Source organism: Azospirillum sp. TSH100, from assembly GCF_004923295.1.
In the GTDB taxonomy this organism is placed as follows: Bacteria; Pseudomonadota; Alphaproteobacteria; order Azospirillales; family Azospirillaceae; genus Azospirillum.
On the sequence record NZ_CP039634.1, the window covers coordinates 1,099,426 to 1,118,006 of the forward strand.

Here is an 18,581-nt window from a genome sequence, read left to right on the forward strand (position 1 = left end):
TGCAGGGCAGGGGGGCGTTGAGTATGTTGCGCGCCTCGACGCCGACGGCCTGCCGCCGACGCCGACTATCGAAAGATAGGTACGAAAGATACACAGCGCGCCCGTAGCTCAGCTGGATAGAGCATCAGACTACGAATCTGAGGGTCAGGAGTTCGAATCTCTTCGGGCGCGCCATCTTTCAAAATCAGACACTGACGATCGGGCGGCCTCTGGCCGCCTTTCGTGTTTTCAGGCCTTGTTCCTATTCTTCGGTCCACTGCGGCCGGGAATGGACAGGACCCGCCGGCCCCGTCCATTCCATCGCCGAAGACGCGGCGCTACGCCCGCCGGATTTCCGTCAGGAAGCCGCCGACATCGTCCTTCAGCAGTTGCGCCTGCCGGTTCATCAGCTCCGCCGCCTCCAGCACGTCGGCGGCGACGGTGCGCGACTGCTCCACCGTCTGGGCGAGGTCGGAGATGCTGGCGGAGATGCGGTTGGCGGCGGTCGCCACCTCCTGCACGTTGCGGGCGATCTCGTTGGTCGCTGCCCCCTGCTCCTCCACCGCGGCGACGATGCCGGTGGTGACGCCGTTCATCTGCCGGATCACCGTCGATACAGACCGCACCCCTTCGACCGCGTCCTGGGTCATGCTCTGGATGCGGGTGATGCGGTTGGTGATGTCCTGGGTCGCGCGTCCGGTCTGGGTGGCCAGTCCCTTGACCTCGCTGGCGACGACGGCGAAACCCTTACCCGCCTCGCCGGCGCGGGCCGCTTCGATGGTCGCGTTCAGCGCCAGCAGGTTGGTCTGGCCGGCGATGTCGCCGATCAGGGTGACGATGGCGCCGATGGCCTCGCTGGCCTCGGCCAGCTCGACGATGATCCTGTCGGTCCGCTCCGTCCGCTCGATTGCGTCCTGCGAGATGGTGGCGGATTCCGCCATGCGCCGGCTGATCTCGCCGATCGAAGCCGACAGTTCCTGGGCGGCCGCGGCCACGGTCTCGACGCCGGCCGAGGCCTCGTGGGCCGCGGCGGCGACGGCGCCGCTGTCGCCGGCCGACTGTTCCGAAATGCGTGTCACCGCCGCCGAGGTGCCCATCAGATGGGCGGCTGCCGTCTCGACCGACTCCAGGCTGGTGCCGACCCGGCCGCTGAAATCGCCGCAGAGCCGGTCGACCGCCGCGGTGCGGGCCACGGCGGCCTCCTGCGCGGCGGTCTGCGCCCGGACCATCTCGGCATGCTGTCGCCCGTTGTCGCGCAGGACCAGCAGGGCCTGCTGCATCCGGCCGATTTCGTCGCCGCGCCCGTCATTGGGCAGGTCGACGTCGTAATCGCGCTGGGCCAGCCGGTCGATGGCAACGGTCAGGACATGGATCGGCCGGGTCACCCGGCGCCATACCACCAGCAGCCCGGCGACCGACAGCCCGATCGCCAGCGCCAGGATGGCGGATTGAGTGATCAGCTCCCGTTCGGCCTGGTTGGCCTTCCAGTCGGCGTGGGCGACCATCTCCTCCAGCGCGGCGTTGACCAGGGCGTTGAGCGGAGCCTGGTCGGCCGCCTCGCGCTTCACCCAGGCCTCCGCAGTGATGTCCGTCTTGCCGCCGGCCGACAGGGCGTCGAGGACGATCTTGCGCCGGGCACCGCCGGTCTCGAAGAATTGGCTCCTGGCGGTCTCGACGGCGTCGACGATGCGCTTGGGCGTGTCGGGACGCTTCGCCGCCGCGGTGATGAGGGTCCAGGCCGTGTCGATCCGGCCGCGCTCCTCGGCAGCCGTCAGGATTTCCGCCTGGGTCCAGGGCCGGCCTTCGCCGATGGCGGTGCTGGCCGACAGGATTTCGGTCGAGGTGCGCAGCCGGACGACCCAGGCGGCGCGCTTCAGGGCGAGAAGCTGGTCGGTGGTCGGATCGACCAGGGCGATTCCGGCATCGACGGCGTCGGTCGCCGCCTGAACGGCGGCCAGATAGGCATCAGCGGTCTTCGGCCAGGACTCGACGGTCGCGCGGTCGCGCGTGGCCTTGGGCGTGCGCAGGGCGGTGTCCACCCGTGCCCGCAACGCGTTCAGCGTGTCGTGGCTCGACCGGATCGCCGCCGCGTAGGTCCCGAATTTCGCCGGGTCGAGCTTGTCGAGCGCCGTCATGCCGGGGGCGAAGGCGGCCTCGGCCTTCGCCCGCAGGTCGGCGACCGATTTCGCCGTTGCCTCGTCGGCTACGGCCTCCGCCCTCAGCGGGACCAGGGTTGTGGCCCGCTCCAGCCGCACCGAGCGCAGCGCCTCGTAAAGTTGTTGGCTGGTCGAGGCGAGCGTGGCGACGCGACCGGCGTTGCGGGCGTTGCGCACCGTATCGACGAGGTCCGAGACGCTCGTGAAAACCGCGAGCAGTCCGATCGTACCGATCACCACGCTGAGAACCGCTCTGAGCGAGGTCTTTCGAAGCTGAATCATGGGCAGGTCACACTTCATCCGTGTTTGCAGAGATACCGCTTCGGTGCCGGTGAGCGTCTCGTTCCCTAAAGGGTGGCGATTTTTTTTAGGGTTGAACACCCCGTTTCAACGAACATTTATGATTTATTCTTATTGATTTGCTATGTAGCAGAGAAATTCTATAGTTTTCTGGTGTTGATTATTTTGACCAACTCTCTCGGACTCCTGATCATATCAGTGGAAAACTCTTATAAAATCTTAATATTGCGACGATTTGTCACGGAAGGCGGCGTGCAATTTGATATGTCCGGACGTTTTCCCTGCCGATCCGGCTGCTGGTGGAGAGCACCGCGATCGGACCGGCCGTGGGGCCGGGCATGATTTTTTTCGATAAAAGCGCTTGCGCCCCAGAATGGTTTTGAGTAGGTTGCGCGCCTCGACGCCGACGGACTGCCGCCGACGCCGGGATTGAAGGATACACAGCGCGCCCGTAGCTCAGCTGGATAGAGCATCAGACTACGAATCTGAGGGTCAGGAGTTCGAATCTCTTCGGGCGCGCCATTCCTCCAAAAGCGAAGTTCGACACGCAAGGCCGCCTCAGGGCGGCCTTTGTCGTTTGGCGTGTTGGTTCAGAACTTCGTTGTTCTGGCGCAAGCCCCGGTGGCTCCTCTACACTCATGGCCCGCACCACTGGACGCATGGCCATGCCCCGCAGCGACTTCTATCCGCCCATCGACCCGTTCCAGACCGGCACGATCGCCGTCGACGGGCTCCACACGGTTTATTGGGAGCAGGCGGGTAACCCGCGCGGCGTGCCGGTGATGTTCCTGCATGGCGGTCCCGGTGCCGGCGCCTCGCCCACCCACCGCCGCTTCTTCGACCCCGCCCATTACCGCATCATCGTGATGGACCAGCGCGGAGCCGGCCGTTCCACGCCGCTGGGCGAAACGCGCGAGAACACCACCGAACGGCTGGTCGAGGACATCGAGACGCTGCGCCGGCATCTGGGCATCGAGCGCTGGCACCTGTTCGGTGGCTCCTGGGGCTCGACTCTGGCGCTTGCCTATGCCGAAACCCATCCGGAGCGCTGCCTGGGCCTGATCCTGCGCGGCATCTTCCTGATGCGGAAAGCGGAGATCGACTGGTTCCTCTATTCCATGCGTGTGCTGTTTCCCGAGGCCTGGGCCGCTTTCGCCAGCCATATCCCGGAGGAGGAACGCGGCGACCTGCTGGAGGCCTACTGGAAGCGGCTCGACTCGCCCGACCCGATGGTGCGCATGGCGGCGGCACGGGTGTGGAGCGTCTATGAGGGCAGCTGTTCCTCCCTGCTGCCGTCGCCCGATCTGATCGCGGCGAGCGGCGAGGACCGCCACGCCCTGGGGCTGGCGCGGATTGAGGCGCATTACTTCCGCTCCAACCGCTTCACGCCGGAGGACAAGCTGCTGCGCGACGTCCACCGCATCCGCCATCTGCCGGCGGTGATCGTCCAGGGCCGCTATGACATCGTCTGCCCGGTGATCTCCGCCGACGCCCTGCACCGCGCCTGGCCGGAGGCCGACTACCGCATCGTTCCCGACGCCGGCCACTCCGCCATGGAACCCGGCATCCGCGCCGCGCTGATCCAGGCGACGGAGCGGTTCAAGGAGTATCGGTGAGTCTCTGCCTCTCCCGGAGCTCTCAGCGGATCTTCGATCCGCCTGACGCCGTCAGCACAAACGAAGTTTGAGCGAGTGGCGGGAGAGGGCTTTAGCAACCGCCCTTGCACCCGTCCCCCACCCACCCCACACTCTGCCGATGCCTGAACTTCCCGAAGTCGAAACGGTGTGCCGGGGCCTCGCCCCGCATCTCGAAGGCCGGCGGCTGGTCCGCGTGGAGCAGCGTCGGCCGAACCTGCGCACTCCCTTTCCGCCGCGCTTCTGCGAGCGGCTGACCGGCCGCCGCGTCGACGCGGTGCGGCGGCGGGCCAAATATATCCTGATGCATCTGGACGACGGCGGCGTTCTGATCGCCCATCTCGGCATGTCCGGCCGCATGATCATCGCGCCGGAACGCCCCGAAGCCTTCGACAAGCACGACCATGTGGTGTTCGAGACCGACGCCGGCACCGTCATCACCTTCAACGACGCCCGCCGCTTCGGATTGATGGACCTGACGGTGGCCGACGCGCTGGGCGACCACCCGATGCTGCGCAACCTGGGGCCGGAACCGCTGGGCAACGAATTCTCCGGCCCCGAACTCGCCCGCCGGCTGGCCGGCAAGATCACGCCGATCAAGGCCGCCCTGCTCGACCAGAGCATCGTCGCCGGTCTCGGCAACATCTATGTGTCGGAGGCGCTCTACCAGTCCGGCATCCTGCCCACCCGCACTGCCGCCAGCCTGGCGGCCGAAGAGGTCGACCGCCTCGCCATCGCGGTGCGCGAGGTGCTGGAGCGCGCGATCGCCGCCGGCGGCTCGTCCCTGCGCGACTACCGGCAGGCATCGGGCGAACTGGGCTATTTCCAGCACCAGTTCGCCGTCTACGACCGGGAAGGGGAGGGCTGCCCCGATTGCGACTGCGAACGTGCCCGGACGGGGGGTGTTCAACGGATTGTACAGTCCGGCCGCTCGACTTTCTTTTGTGCGGCGCGCCAACGGTGATATAGCTGGGGCATGACGGCTCTACCGGCCATGCTCCGGGCGGCGTCCGCCGCTTTCCTCCTTGCCGGCCCCGCGGTCGCGGGCCTGGGGAGCTTCCTCATTCCCATTCCTCCGGCCCAGGCTGCCCAGCTTGTCGTGGCCGATTCCGGGCCTTTCGTCCCCGGCACCACCGATGTTCCGGTGATGCCGGGGCTGGCGTCCGCCGAATCGGAACCGCTGGTCTTCGACAAGCCGGGCGGGCGGATCGTCCAGAGCGTGCTGTCGGGCGAGGTGCCGCGCCAGGCGGTGCTGGCCTTCTACGACCAGACCCTGCCGCAGCTGGGCTGGCGCCGGACCGCCGATCGCGTCTTCGTCCGCGAGGGCGAGGAGCTGCGGCTGGAATTCCAGCAGACCGCCCAAAGGAAGGCTGCCGGAACCGCCGTCCGCTTCACTTTGACGCCCCGCTGATCGCGGCGGCACCCGCCATACTCGCGCGCACCTGCAACCCAATACCCCCCAAACAACCACGAGTCCCGGAAGCAACCGGGCTCGCCCCATCGGGAGAGTGCTGCAACCATGTCCTATGAAACCATCCTCGTCGAGACGCGCGGCCCGGTCGGGCTGATCACGCTGAACCGCCCGAAGGCGCTGAACGCGCTGTGCGACCAGCTGGTGACCGAGCTGGGCCAGGCGTTGGACGCCTTCGAGGCCGACAGCGCCATCGGCGCCATCGTCATCACCGGGTCGGAGCGCGCCTTCGCCGCCGGCGCCGACATCAAGGAGATGGCCGGCTTCTCCTACATGGACGTCTACAACTCCAACTTCATCACCGCGAAGTGGGAACGGCTGGCCAAATGCCGCAAGCCGACCATCGCCGCGGTCGCCGGCTTCGCGCTGGGCGGCGGCTGCGAACTGGCGATGATGGCCGACTTCATCCTGGCCGCCGACACCGCCAAGTTCGGCCAGCCCGAGGTCACCATCGGCACCATCCCCGGCGCCGGCGGCACCCAGCGCCTGACCCGCTTCGTCGGCAAGTCCAAGGCGATGGAGATGGTCCTGACCGGCCGCATGATCGACGCCGCCGAGGCAGAGCGCTGCGGCCTCGTTTCCCGCGTCGTGCCGGCCGCCGAGCTGGTCGAGGAGGCGGTGAAGGTCGCCACCAAGATCGCCTCGCTGTCGCAGCCGGTCATCGCCATGGCGAAGGAGGCGGTCAACGTCGCCTATGAAACGACGCTGGCCGAAGGCATCCGCTTCGAACGCCGCCTGTTCCATTCGACCTTCGCCACCGAAGACCAGAAGGAAGGCATGGCCGCCTTCGCCGAGAAGCGCCAGGCCGGCTGGAAGAATCGCTGAGTCGTCACGGTCGCTTCGACTCTGCCGCCTGAACCGTCCCCTGCATCTTGCGGGGGACGGTTCAGATCCCACCAAGATGTCGTTTAAGTACGATTAGTCAAAATCATCGGGCGTCCACGCCTTGACTCGGGGTGCGCTGCCGCGTATAAGGCGCGCTCGCATCACGACAGCCGTGTCGTTCGGAGTAGGGTTTCCATGGCCAATCATAAGTCCGCTGAAAAGCGCATTCGTCAGACCGAGCGTCGCACGGAAGTCAACCGTGCCCGCGTCAGCCGCATCCGTTCCTTCGTGAAGAAGGTCGAGGGTGCCATCGAGAGCGGCGACAAGTCCGCCGCCGCCGAGGCGTTCAAGTCCGCTCAGCCGGAGCTGATGCGCGGCGTGTCGAAGGGCGTGCTGCACAAGAACACCGTGTCGCGCAAACTGTCGCGTCTGTCGGCTGCGATCAAGGCTCTCTGATAGAGTCTTCATCCGCTCGTTTCAAAAAGCCGCGCCCGTGACTCGGGGCGCGGCTTTTTGCGTTTAAAGTAAATGTGTGGATGCTCGACAATTGTCTTAGATTGTTCTTAGGATCGCATATGAGATTCCGGATCGATCATGCGGTCAACGCGAACGTTTTTAACTTTTTAGCCCGTTCGCCATCTGTCCCATTGCCAGATTTCCGCAGTATGGTTAGACTTTTGATCCATTCGGTCGGGCAATTTGGGGTGATGCAACACTCTGTGTCCGTCTGAACACAGCAGCGAAATACTGAAGGTCTTACGCCGGATCAGGGCTTGTTGAGTCCCGGTCATTCGCACGATCTTCTTTTACTTACAAGCTGTCGCGCCCGGGGCGGGATTTACAATCCCGTCGACTCTGGCGTGTGCTTTTCGGATATAGTGTTCCGTTCGGTTTTTCCGTGTCCGGAGTCTTCCGGGCAGGACCAGACGGGCGGCCATTCCGGTTTCGGGGCCGGCCGGCGGAAGGAGCGGGAGTAAGGGAGCATGTCGGTCGGCGTGTCGTTGGATCAGCAGTGGGCGCGCATTCGCGGACGCCTGAAGGAAGAGGTCGGCGAGATCGCCTACCGGAGCTGGCTTCAGCCGCTGTCCGTCGCCAGCCTGATCGGCGGCGAGGTGTGCATCGTCGTGCCCACGCGGTTCATGCGCGACTGGGTGCTGACCCACTATGCCGACCGTATCCGCGCCCTGTGGTCCGGTGAGAATCCGGAAGTCCAGTCCATCGACGTTATCGTCGCCTCCACCAATCCGCCGGCGGCGCTCGTCGCCGACAATGACGACAGCGACGACGACCGCTCCGCTCCGGCGCCCCGTGGGTTCGACCAGCGTGGGTTCGACCAGCGTGCCGTGGACCCGCGCCCGGCTCCCCGTCCGGTTTCGCCGCCGGGTGCTTCCCCGCGACAGTTCGAGTCCGGCCTGTCCGCAGACGCCGCGCCGTCCACCGTCTACACCTCGGCCTCCTATGGCGGGGCGTCGGACGAATCGCCGACCGCGGTGCCGGCGATCCTGGAGGACCGGTCCGACCTGTCGGCCGCCCTCGACCCGCGATTCACCTTCGAGAATTTCGTCGTCGGCAAGCCGAACGAGCTGGCCCACGCCGCCGCAAGGCGCGTCGCCGACGCCACCGCCGTGACCTTCAACCCGCTGTTCCTCTATGGCGGGGTCGGGCTGGGCAAGACCCACCTGATGCACGCGCTGGCCTGGCAGATCCGCAAGAACGACCCGAACCGCAAGGTGCTCTACCTGTCGGCCGAGAAGTTCATGTACCAGTTCATCCGGGCGCTGCGCTTCAAGGACACGATGGCCTTCAAGCAGCAGTTCCGCTCGGTCGACGTGCTGATGATCGACGACGTGCAGTTCATCAGCGGCAAGGACTCCACGCAGGAGGAGTTCTTCCACACCTTCAACGCGCTGGTCGACCAGAACCGGCAGGTCATCATCTCTGCCGACAAGAGCCCGTCCGACCTGGAAGGGATGGAGGAGCGTCTGCGCTCCCGCCTCGGCTGGGGGCTGGTCGCCGACATCCACCCGACCACCTACGAGCTGCGGCTCGGCATCCTCCAGGCCAAGGCCGACGCGCTCCAGGCCAGCATCCCGCTGAAGGTGCTGGAGTTCCTCGCCCACAAGATCACGTCCAACGTGCGCGAGCTGGAAGGGGCGCTGAACCGCATCGTCGCCCATGCCGAGCTGGTCGGCCGTTCCATCTCGCTGGAGACGACGCAGGAGGTGCTGCACGACCTGCTGCGCGCCAACGACCGCCGCGTCACCATCGACGAGATCCAGAAGCGGGTGGCGGAGCATTACAACATCCGCGTCGCCGACATGCATTCCGCCCGCCGCGCCCGCGCGGTGGCCCGCCCGCGCCAGATCGCCATGTATCTGGCCAAGCAGCTTACCGCCCGCTCCCTGCCGGAGATCGGCCGCAAGTTCGGCGGCCGCGACCACACGACCGTCATGCATGCGGTCAAGAAGGTGGATGAGTTGCGCGCAACCGATCCGTCCTTCGCCGAGGATGTGGAACTGCTGCGGCGCATGCTCGAAAGCTGACGGTCCTTTGGTTTGCCAAGCAACCGCGACGTGTCGCCACGCCGCTATCCCATCGCGACGGGAAGTTTGCTAAGGTCCGCAAGCACGGAATCTTTGCGGACGGCAGGGTGTCGCGGTGGAAACGAATATCCTTGTCGCCGACGATTCCGAATACTTCCGCGACCTGATACGGACCGATCTGGAAAGCAACGGCTTCCGTGTGCTGCTGGCGGAGGATGGGGAGCAGGCGCTGTCGATCTATCGCAGCCACGACATCCACATCATCATCACCGATCTGGAAATGCCGGTGATGACCGGCCTGGAGCTGTGCTGGCATGTCCGGGCGGAGGACGACCAGCACCGCACCTTCACCATCCTGATGACCGGCGACACCGAGACAGCCCGGCGGATCGAGGCCTTCGATTCCGGTGCCGACGAATTCCTGGCCAAGCCCATCGACCTGTCGATGCTGCGCGCCCGCGTGCGGGCCGGCGAGCGCATCACCCGCATGCACCGGGTGATGGTGGAGATGCTGCACACCGATTACCTGACCGGGGTTCTGAACCGCCGCTATTTCATGGAAAAGCTGGAACGGGCCTGCCGCGCCGCGAAGGAAGCGGGGGGGCCGCTGGCGGTGGCCATGTTCGACATCGACCATTTCAAGGCGATCAACGACACCCATGGCCACAGCAACGGCGACCTTGCGCTGAAGCGATTCGCCGATCATTGCGCAGCCCAGGTGCCCGACGGCGGCTTCCTCGGCCGGCTGGGCGGGGAGGAGTTCTGCCTGTGCCTGCCCGCCGGCGATCTGGAATCGGCTCTGGCGCGGGTCGAGGCGATCCGCCGCTCCACCGCCGAACTCGTGGTGGAGACCGGCAGCGGCACCAGCTTCGGCTTCACCATCAGCATCGGCATGTGCCTGGACCGCGACACCGACTCGGTCAACGACCTGATGACTCAGGCCGATGAAGCGCTCTATTTCGCCAAGCGCAGCGGCCGCAACCGCACCGTCCTGCGCGGCGCCGAAGGCGTGACGGTGAAGGCGCGCTTCTATGTGATGTGATTCCGTGATGTAACCGGGCGATATGACGGCTCTATGAAGTTTGGCGGAGCTTCATCTTCCCCCATGGACGGACGGCTTTTGTCTCAGGCACACTTTATGCCTTAAGCGGGGGTAGCCTTTCGCATGGCCGCCGCCCGTTCAAACGCCATCCAAGAGCCACCCTTCAAGAGCCAGGGAGACAGGACGTCATGTCCAAGATCGATCAGGTCGAGATCGTTCACGCCCAGACCGAATCGCAGCGGTCCAGCGCCGAGACCCAGCGCGCCGCCAAGAGCTTCACCCGCCGCGTGCTGCTGCAAAGCGCTGCGGCGGCGGCCGGTGTCGCCTCGGTCGGTCCCTTCGTCCTGCGCGAAGGCCGGGCGGCATCGGGCACGGTGAAGATCTTCTCCTGGGCCGGCTACATCAGCCCGGACATGCTGGCCGACTTCGAGAAGAAGACCGGCGTCAAGGCGACCCTGACCGAATACGGCACCAACGACGAGCTGCTGAACCAGCTGAAGGCCACCGGCGGCGCCGGCTTCGACATCATCCACCCCACCGTCGACCGCGTGCCGAACTATGTCGAGTTCGAGCTGGTGCAGCCGATCGACGAGTCGAAGGTGAAGTGGGACGGCTGTCTGAAGTCGTCGGTCGAGGGCTCCGCCGGAATGGGCGGCGTCGTCGGCGGCAAGCGCTATTTCGCCCCGGCCGACTGGGGGACCGAAGCGCTGGCCTATGACATGAGGAAGGCGCCGCTCGCCTACGGCACCGCCAGCTATGGCGATCTGTGGGCGCCGGCCAACGCCGGCAAGGTGACGGTGCGCGGCCATTCCTCGCTGATCGGCATCGCGCTGTGGCTGGAAAGCCAGGGCAAGCTGCCGCACCCCGTCCGCGACCAGTTCAAGGACGAAGCGAAGGCGCGCGCCAACTTCGACGCCATCCTGAAGGTGGCCGCCGCCAACAAGAAGTCGGTCGCCCAGTTCTGGACCAACGAGAACGAGGCCCAGGGCGCCTTCCGCACCAACGGCTGCGTCATCGGCCAGACCTGGGACAGCAGCGCCGTGGCGCTCCGCAAGGAAGGCCTGCCGATCCGCTTCATCGCGCCGAAGGAGGGTGCGCTCGCCTGGATGGAGGGCTTCGCCATTCCGAAGAAGGCGGAGAACCTCGAGAACGCCTATGCCTGGATCAACTGGTTCTACACGCCGCAGGCCGGCGCGCTCTACACCAACCATTCCGGCATCTCCAGCACCGCGGTCGGCGCCGAAGCCCACCTGACCGACCTGAACAAGCAGTTCTTCGCCGACGCCTATCCGGGCGATGCCTTGCAGAAGCTGTGGTGGTGGCCGATCCAGGAGGCGTGGTACGTCTCCATCCGCAACGAGTACCAGGATCGCTTCCTGGCGGCGTGATCCGCACACAGCAGGGACCATGAGCCAAGACGTCCAACTCGACCATGTCACCATGCGGTTCGGCGACACCGTCGCCGTCCGCGACGTGTCGCTGACCATCGGGGCGGGGGAGTTCTTCAGCTTCCTCGGCCCGTCGGGCTGCGGCAAGACCACCATCCTGCGCATGATCTCCGGCTTCATGGAGCCGACGGACGGCGTTATCCGCATCGGCGGCCGGGACATGCGCGGGATCGGTCCGAACAAGCGGCCGACCGCGCTGATCTTCCAGAATCTGGCCCTGTTCCCGCTGATGACGGTGGCGGACAACATCGGCTTCGGGCTGGAGGTGCGCGGCGTGCCGTCGGCAGACCGCAAGCGCCGGGTGCGCGAGCTGCTGGAACTGGTGGCTCTGCCCGATACGGCGGAAAAACGGGTGACCGACCTGTCCGGCGGCCAGCGCCAGCGCATCGCCATCGCCCGCGCCCTGGCGGTGGAGCCGGCGGTGCTGCTGCTCGACGAACCGCTGTCGGCGCTCGACCTCAAGCTGCGCCAGCATATGCGCGCCGAGCTGCGCGAATTGCAGAAGCGCACCGGCGTGACCTTCATCTACATCACCCACGACCAGGGCGAGGCGCTCACCATGTCCGACCGCATCGGCGTGATGTCGCGCGGCGTGCTGGAACAGGTGGGTGACGGCAAGACCATCTACGACCACCCGCAGACCGCCTTCGTCGCCTCCTTTGTCGGCGAATCGAACCGCTTCGCCGGACAGGTGACGCAGGCGGCGGATGGCTGGGCGGTGCTCGACAGCGCCTTCGGCCCGCTGCGGGGGCGCAACCCGCGGGGATTGTCGGCGGGCGATCATGCCATCCTCTATGTTCGGCCGGAACGCCTGGCGCCGGAACGTCCTGGGGGGAACGAGAGCGACAACAGCCTGAGCGCCCGGGTCAGCCACAGCGACTTCGAGGGCGCCTTCGTCAACGCCTTCCTCGATGGCGGCCTGACCGTGCAGATGCCCCATCTGGGCCAGGAGCCGGCCTTCGTCCCCGGCGAGACCGTCCGCCTCGGCTTCCGTGCCACCGACGCCGTGGTGTTGCCGACCGCGTGATCCGGCTTGTCCGGAACGAGAGAGGGCACGAACCGCGCAAACGAAAACGCCCCGGCCGATTGGCCGGGGCGTTTCGCATTTCCAAATCCGCGGGCGTCTCCGCAAGCGTCAGTGCGTCTGCTGGATCGCCGACAGCTGCCACTGTCCGCCGCGCGGGCGGACGAAGGTCCACAGCTCCGTCGCTTCGGTCGGCTGCGAGGCGTTGCCCTCGATCACCCGGCCGCTGGCGCGGTCCACCGTGACGTCGACCAGCGAGAAGCGCATGGCGACGGTGGCGTATTCCTGCGCCCCTTCGCGCCAGCCCTCGGCCAGATCACCTTGCAGCAGCCGGATATCGCTGACCTTGTTGACCACGCCGCGGCTGCGGTTCTCCGCCAGATCCTCGCTGAAGTAGGAGAACATCTCCGGTGTCGTTACGGCGCGCAGAGTGTCGGCATCCTCCCGCCCGTAGGCGGTCTGGACGGTGCCGAGCAGCCGCTCGAACGCCTCGAAGTCGGCCGGCTGGATGCCGATCTCGTCGGCCGCCTGACGGCGCGGGGCCGGACCGGCGTTGCCGCCGCCAATACCGCCAACCGGGTTATAGCCGACATCGGCCGCATCGCGGTTCATCTGGTCGGCCTGCGGACCGCCGGCATAGGCCGGCCGGTTCCCGCCCAGCGGGCCGCCGACCGCCGCGGTGTTGGCGGTTTGCGAGCGGTTGCGGAAGAAGCGCACGGCCAGCCGGACCAGGAAGACGACCAGCAGGATCTGCAGGATGAAGCCCAGGATGCCGGCGAAGCTGCCCAGCCCCTCGAAGAAGCCGCCGCCGAACAGCATCGCACCGATGCCGGCGCCGATCAGGCCGCCCATCAGGCCGGACATGAAGCCGCCGCCGAAGAAGCCGCGCGAGGGGGCCGCCGCCGGGGCGGTGGCAGCGGCGCCGGGGCGCTGCATACCCGGCGATGCCGCCGGTGCGGTGGAGCGCTCCATCGGCGACACCGCGTTGGGCGCGGTGCTGGTGGCGGCCGGCGCCTCGGTGGTGCGGCTGCCGCGGCTGCCGGACGAGCTGCTCTTGCCGGCGCGGGCGTCGGCGGTGCCGGCGGCCAGCGCCATCACCAGCGCAACCGCCACGGCGGTCGCAGCGCGGGCGCCGCGCTTCGCTGAAGAGGGGGCGGAAAGGCTCGAAGGTCGGGTCTTCTCGCTCATGATTATGCTCGCTTGTCGCATCTGGTCGGTTATCCAGCCTTCCCAGATGGGGGTGGTGGCCGTCCTGTTTAAGAGGCGGTCTCACTTTTTTCGAGCAACAATCAGTGCCGCCGCCTAATCGGTCTCACTTTGCAGACTTCCGTCACCGTGCAGAGCGTCGATCGCCCGACGGTCGCGCTTGGTCGGTCGTCCGGCGCCCGGCTGCTGGAACGGTGCGCGATAGGGGTCCTGAAGCCGTTCCTCCGGCACCGGCGGGGCGAGATCCTCGTACAGCGCCTGGGCTTCCGGCGCCGGACCGCGCCGGCTTCCCAGCGCCACCACCTTGATGACGCGGATGTGCCGCCCCTGTGCGAAGGTCAGCACGTCGCCCGGCTTCACCGCCGCATGCGCCTTGGTCACCACCGCCCCCGACAGCCGCACGCCCCCGTCGTTGCACAGCTTGGCGGCAAGGCTGCGGGTCTTGAAGAAGCGCGCATACCAAAGCCACTTGTCGATCCGCAGCCGGCCGGGGGGTGAGTCGTCGGTGTCGGTGTTGTTCATGGGCGTTTCCGTTTGGTGCTTCAGGTTGTTCGGTCCGCTGCGTTGGCCCCGACCCCGACCCGGATGATTGGCAGAGCTGAAACCGAGGCGGCAGGTGCGGGGGCGCGCCGGTGAAGTCATGTATAATTCTGGTGCTGAGGAAGCGGTCTCACCATGGATCAAAGGAGTTCACTCCCGCCACGGCCTGTCGGCTGCTCCCTTCATCGCTCCTCCTCGGCATTCTCCCAGCCCCAGCGGGTCCAGGCGCCGTCGAGGAAGGCGGTCGGGCGGGGCGGGGCGGGGAGGCCGGTACAGGACAGCAGAGATGGCGCGACGCGGCCGGCGCCCCGGGTCCACCACAGGCTGGCATCCCCACCCAAGGGGCCGGACAGCCGGTCGAGCAGGGCGCGGGTGGAGGGGCTGACGCGCTCCGGTTCCGGACGGCCGAGGATGGCGAGGCGGGCCGGCAATCCCTCCACGTCGGCAGCGGCACGGCAGGCGTCCGCCGCCAGCGCCTCGGCACGGGACAGCCACGCGGCGCAGGAGGCGGGCGCGTCGGCGATGTCGAAGCCGACAGGAAGGCCGGCGGCGATGGTGAAGGGATAGGGACGGCCCACCCGGTCGGCGCTGGGCATCCAGACCCCGACCAGCGGGGTGGCGCCGCAAAGGCCGGGCGACAGGGCGAAGCGCCAGACCGGGGCCTGGGCGAACAGAGGCTCCCACTCCGCCCCCAGCCGGCGCCCCGCCTCGCCCAAAGCCGCCGACAGCCAGCGATCCCAGGGGCCGAGGACCGCCCCGGGCAGGCCGTGGCCGACGAAGTCGCCGCGCGCCGGCACCTTGCCGTGGAAGCCCACCACGGGATCGGCAGCGCCCCCCAAGCCGCCGCCCAAACCGCTGCCGAACCCGCCGCCAATCCCCGGCGCCCGCAACAGAACGGCACCGGCAGCGGCCAACATCCCCCGTGGTGTCGCGAAACCGGCGGTCATGGCAGGGCGGCCCGGCTGCGCTGTGTGGATGTCGATTGCGCCAGCACCTCCAACACGCGGGCGACCAGAACCTCGTCGGGCGGAACCGGGGCGAAACCGACGGTGAACAGGGCGGCCAGATGGTCGCCAAGGGCACGGCGGCGCGGTTCGTTGGCCGGGCCGGGCAGCATGCGCTGCCAGTCGAGCGCCAGCCATTCCGCCATGGCGCCGGCATCCATCGGCTCCGCCCCGCCGACCATGCGGTAAATGCGCAGGGTCTGGCGCAGCTGGTCGGGCAAGGCCCAGTCGGCGCGCAGCCGTTCCTCCAGACGCAGGGCGATGCGCGCCAGGAACTGGCTGCGCAGGGCGCGGCGGTAGGCTTCCTGCGCCGGGGCGGCGATGCGCGCGCCCTGGTACAAACCACCGGCCAGCGCCGGGGCGGCCCAATCCTGTCCTGCCCAATTCTGCGCATTGTCAAAGGCCAGCGGCAGGGCGCGCAGGGCGTCCAGCGCCGGCAGGATCGCCGCGGGATCAGCATCGTCCACCCGGGCCAGGGCGCGCGGTGGGGCGTCGAGCGGGCGCAGCGCCACCTCCACCGCCGCGGCGCCGGTGTCGGCGCGCTCCAGCAGGGCGGCGTTGCCGCGGGCGCTGACCAGCCACCAGCCCCCAACCGCCAACCCGAGCGCCAGCGCGGCGGTGGCGGACAGCAGGGCGCGGCGGCGGCGGTCGCGCTCCACCGCAAGGTCGACCCGGGCGAGGTTGGCCTCCGGAAAGACCAGATCGGGCAGCAGCCGTTCGAGGAAATAGGTCGAGGCCGGGCGGCTGTTGTCGGGGGCGAGCAGGGCGAGCGAGGCGTCGGTCTGGGTGGCGCTGGTCAGGTAGAGGCCGCGCAGGCGCGGCGTCTCCTCGCCATGTTCGGAGCCGAAGACGGTGTCGACGATGTCGGCCAGCGCCGGCTCCAGTTCCGCCACCCGCAGCGGCAGGGCGAAGGCATCGCCGCGGCGGCGGATGTCCGGTTCCTGGTGCAGCCGATCGAGCAGCCGCTCGTCCAGCCGCCGCACCAGACCGGCATAGAGGTCGCGGAAGACGGGCAGCGGACCGCCGGCACGGTCTGCGGCGGCCTCGTCGGCCGGCAGGGTCAGGCCCCAGATCTGGCTGCGCGCCTCGCGGTCCAGCGGGTCGAAGAAGGTGGCGAAGCCGTCCAGCAGGTCGGCCTTGGTCAGCAGCAGATAGACCGGCAGGCGGACGCCCAATTGCACCCGCAGCTCGTTCAGGCGTTGGCGGATCAGGATGGCGTGGTTGCGCCGATCCGCGTCGCTCCAGTTGGTCAGCTCGGGGATGCTGATGGTCAGCAGGACACCGTTGGCGGGCTGGCGTGGGCGGTGCTCCTTCAGCAGGTCGAGCAGGCCCGACCACACCCGGCCGTCCACCGCGCGCCGGCTGTCCTGGGTGGTGTAGCGGCCGGCGGTGTCGATCAGAACGGCCCGGTCGGTGAACCACCAGTCGCAATTGCGGGTGCCGCCCAGCCCCATGAACGGGCCCGCCAGCGGTTCTGTCACGCTGCCGCCGGGCGTATGGGCGGGCGTGCGGGCGGCGAGGCCGGTGTTGGCCAGCGCCGTGGTCTTGCCCGAACCGGGGGCGCCGATCACCAGATACCAGGGCAGCTGATAAAGGTAACGACCACCCCGGCGCTTGCGCAGTTGGGCCAGCACGCCGTCGAGCCGCTTGCGCACCGCGCCGATCTCTTCCAGCGAGGCCTTCAGCTCGGGATCGCTGCCGGCGGCCAGCGCCTCCAGCAGGCGGGCGTTGGCTGCGCGCTCGCGGGTGTCGATGCGGCGGTTGACGGTGATCCAGGCGACCAGCGCCAGGACCAGCGGCAGCAGGCGGATGCTCCAGTCCGGCTGGATGGTCGGCAGCAGATGCGGGGCGAAGGACGCTGCCAGACGGGGCAGCAGCAGCCAGCCGGCCAGACCCAACGCCAGCGCGCCCGGCAGCGACATCGCCCAGCGGCCGCGGGCGGAGCGGTGTGGCGAGGGGGCGGCGGGCTTGCGCCTGTTTCGGGGGCGACGTTTGACGGTCTGCTTCGCCGGAGCGGCGCCAGCCTTCTTGGGTCGGGGATCGGCCATGGCGGGCGCCCTAATGCGGATAGAGGCGGATGTCGATCCGCCGGTTGGCGTCGCGCCCGGCCGCCGTGTCGTTCAACGCGACAGGTTCCTGGTCGCCATGGCCCTCGGCCGACAGGCGGGCGGGCGGCAGCGAACGCTCCAGCAGCTTGCGCACCGCTTCGGCGCGGGCGTCGGTCAAAACCTGCGCGGTGGGAAGGCGGCCTCCGGGCGGGGGCTGGTCGTCGGTGTGGGCGACCACCAGGACGCTTCCGTGCTCCGCCGCCAGGGTCTGGCCGACCCGCTCGACGATGGCGCGGTGGCGGGCCCTCACGGCGTCGCTGCCGGTGGCGAACATCGCCGCCGCCGGGATGCGGATGACCAGCGCACCATCCTCTCCCGCCAGCACCTCGACGGCGCCGGTGCGGATTTCCGGTGCGAGCTGGCCGGTGATGCGGGCGATCAAAGCCGGGCCGGCGGTGGGCGGCGGCGGCGGGACCAGCCGGGCGATTTCGATCGTGCGGTCGGGCAGCAGGGCCGCTATGCGGGCGATCACCGGTTCCGCCTGCCGGTCGAGGGCGCCGGCGAGATGGACGTAGAGGCCGGACAGGCCGAGCACCACCACCGCCCAGACGATCCAGCCCGACCCATTGCCGATCAGGGTGCTGCCCAACGAGGTGCCGAGCGGCCGGAACGGTTCCGACACCCCTGCCCAGGCCGGCGACAGCTCCACCGCCACGTCGCCGCGGGCGCGGCGCAGGACGCGGTACAGCTCGTCGCGCAGGCGGGCGAGGTCGTGGGCGCCGCCGGGCTTGTCGCGGAAACGGCCCTCGAAGCCCAGCGACAGGCAGGCGTAGAACAGCTCCAGCGCCTGGCGGTGGCGGCGCGGATCGCCCAGCATGCCGTCGAGCAGGTCGAAGAAACGCACGCCGGCACCCGGCTCAGCCGCCGCCCCACCATGACCGGCGGCACGGGCGACATCGTCCAAGGTGGCGGAAAGCGCGATGCGGGCGGAGCGGATTTCGTCCGGGTCGAGGCCGGCGGCGGATGCGGCGTGGTCGAAGCGCTCCAATGCGGCGGTGACGGCGGCGCGCGGCTGGTCGGTCAGGCTGCGGTCGCGCAGCGCACCGGCCAGCGCCAGCACCGGGGCGGCGAGGCTGAGCAGCGGGTTGAGGGGGGACGGGCCCGGGGCGTCCGACCGGCCGGCGCCCGAAAGCGGAGCGGCGGGCAGAGCGGCGGGCTGAGCGGGATCGGCGGGGGCGTCGGTGGCCAGGGCGGCGAGAACGGCGGCGAGCGGACGCTCGTCCGTCTCCGCCATGTCCGTCTCCGCCATGTCCAATCCGTCCAGTCGCTCGTCCGCCTGCATCTGTCGTCCGCTGTGGGGA

At 68.3% G+C, this 18,581-nt stretch carries 15 protein-coding genes and 2 tRNA genes; 11 read left to right on the forward strand and 6 right to left on the reverse strand.

Features of this window, described 5'->3' with window-relative positions:
* Nucleotides 1-97: 97 nt before the first annotated feature.
* Nucleotides 98-174 (forward strand) — tRNA-Arg (locus tag E6C72_RS05265).
* 143 nt (nucleotides 175-317) lie between these two features.
* Here the strand turns inward: E6C72_RS05265 and E6C72_RS05270 are convergent.
* Nucleotides 318-2,417, reverse strand: a complete 2,100-nt coding sequence (locus E6C72_RS05270; protein ID WP_136700661.1) for a methyl-accepting chemotaxis protein — start codon at nucleotides 2,415-2,417, stop codon at nucleotides 318-320.
* A 463-nt stretch (nucleotides 2,418-2,880) separates the two neighbouring features.
* Here E6C72_RS05270 and E6C72_RS05275 point away from each other — a divergent pair.
* From E6C72_RS05275 to E6C72_RS05320, 10 genes are all read left to right on the forward strand, one after another.
* Nucleotides 2,881-2,957, forward strand: a tRNA-Arg gene (locus E6C72_RS05275).
* A 143-nt stretch (nucleotides 2,958-3,100) separates the two neighbouring features.
* Entirely contained in the window at nucleotides 3,101-4,051 is a 951-nt protein-coding gene (gene pip, locus E6C72_RS05280) for a prolyl aminopeptidase (protein WP_109864897.1), read from the forward strand.
* 139 nt (nucleotides 4,052-4,190) lie between these two features.
* On the forward strand, nucleotides 4,191-5,033 hold the full coding sequence (gene mutM / locus E6C72_RS05285; protein ID WP_109864888.1) for a bifunctional DNA-formamidopyrimidine glycosylase/DNA-(apurinic or apyrimidinic site) lyase: 843 nt from the start codon (nucleotides 4,191-4,193) through the stop codon (nucleotides 5,031-5,033).
* A 135-nt stretch (nucleotides 5,034-5,168) separates the two neighbouring features.
* Nucleotides 5,169-5,480, forward strand: a complete 312-nt coding sequence (locus E6C72_RS05290; RefSeq protein ID WP_247876103.1) for a hypothetical protein — start codon at nucleotides 5,169-5,171, stop codon at nucleotides 5,478-5,480.
* 108 nt (nucleotides 5,481-5,588) lie between these two features.
* Nucleotides 5,589-6,365, forward strand: a complete 777-nt coding sequence (locus tag E6C72_RS05295) for an enoyl-CoA hydratase (protein ID WP_109864886.1) — start codon at nucleotides 5,589-5,591, stop codon at nucleotides 6,363-6,365.
* 195 nt (nucleotides 6,366-6,560) lie between these two features.
* Nucleotides 6,561-6,821: a 30S ribosomal protein S20 gene (gene rpsT, locus E6C72_RS05300; protein WP_098740746.1), complete on the forward strand. Its 261-nt coding sequence runs from the start codon at nucleotides 6,561-6,563 to the stop codon at nucleotides 6,819-6,821.
* A 527-nt stretch (nucleotides 6,822-7,348) separates the two neighbouring features.
* Entirely contained in the window at nucleotides 7,349-8,908 is a 1,560-nt protein-coding gene (gene dnaA, locus E6C72_RS05305; protein WP_109864885.1) for a chromosomal replication initiator protein DnaA, read from the forward strand.
* A gap of 115 nt (nucleotides 8,909-9,023) precedes the next feature.
* The gene (locus tag E6C72_RS05310) at nucleotides 9,024-9,950 is read left to right on the forward strand and encodes a diguanylate cyclase domain-containing protein (RefSeq protein WP_109864884.1); all 927 of its coding nucleotides are present in this window, start codon (nucleotides 9,024-9,026) and stop codon (nucleotides 9,948-9,950) included.
* 188 nt (nucleotides 9,951-10,138) lie between these two features.
* Nucleotides 10,139-11,338 (forward strand): extracellular solute-binding protein, encoded by a 1,200-nt coding sequence (locus E6C72_RS05315; RefSeq protein ID WP_199228953.1) that lies wholly within the window; start codon nucleotides 10,139-10,141, stop codon nucleotides 11,336-11,338.
* Nucleotides 11,339-11,357: 19 nt separating this feature from the next.
* Nucleotides 11,358-12,425 (forward strand): ABC transporter ATP-binding protein, encoded by a 1,068-nt coding sequence (locus E6C72_RS05320; RefSeq protein ID WP_109444273.1) that lies wholly within the window; start codon nucleotides 11,358-11,360, stop codon nucleotides 12,423-12,425.
* A 108-nt stretch (nucleotides 12,426-12,533) separates the two neighbouring features.
* On the opposite strand, the gene E6C72_RS05325 is transcribed toward E6C72_RS05320, so the two are convergent.
* From E6C72_RS05325 to icmH, 5 genes are all read right to left on the reverse strand, one after another.
* Nucleotides 12,534-13,610, reverse strand: a complete 1,077-nt coding sequence (locus E6C72_RS05325) for a Tim44 domain-containing protein (protein ID WP_109444272.1) — start codon at nucleotides 13,608-13,610, stop codon at nucleotides 12,534-12,536.
* A 114-nt stretch (nucleotides 13,611-13,724) separates the two neighbouring features.
* The gene (locus E6C72_RS05330; RefSeq protein WP_109444271.1) at nucleotides 13,725-14,150 is read right to left on the reverse strand and encodes an RNA-binding S4 domain-containing protein; all 426 of its coding nucleotides are present in this window, start codon (nucleotides 14,148-14,150) and stop codon (nucleotides 13,725-13,727) included.
* Between the two features lie 200 nt (nucleotides 14,151-14,350).
* Nucleotides 14,351-15,115, reverse strand: a complete 765-nt coding sequence (tagF, locus tag E6C72_RS05335) for a type VI secretion system-associated protein TagF (RefSeq protein WP_247876102.1) — start codon at nucleotides 15,113-15,115, stop codon at nucleotides 14,351-14,353.
* Nucleotides 15,112-17,220 carry a type VI secretion system membrane subunit TssM gene (tssM, locus tag E6C72_RS05340; RefSeq protein ID WP_109444270.1) on the reverse strand — a complete coding sequence of 703 codons (2,109 nt, stop codon included), beginning with the start codon at nucleotides 17,218-17,220 and terminating at the stop codon, nucleotides 15,112-15,114. The genes tagF and tssM overlap by 4 nt, the downstream gene beginning before the upstream one ends.
* Before the next feature lie 10 nt (nucleotides 17,221-17,230).
* Nucleotides 17,231-18,562 (reverse strand): type IVB secretion system protein IcmH/DotU, encoded by a 1,332-nt coding sequence (icmH, locus tag E6C72_RS05345; RefSeq protein ID WP_247882083.1) that lies wholly within the window; start codon nucleotides 18,560-18,562, stop codon nucleotides 17,231-17,233.
* Between the last annotated feature and the right edge of the window lie 19 nt (nucleotides 18,563-18,581).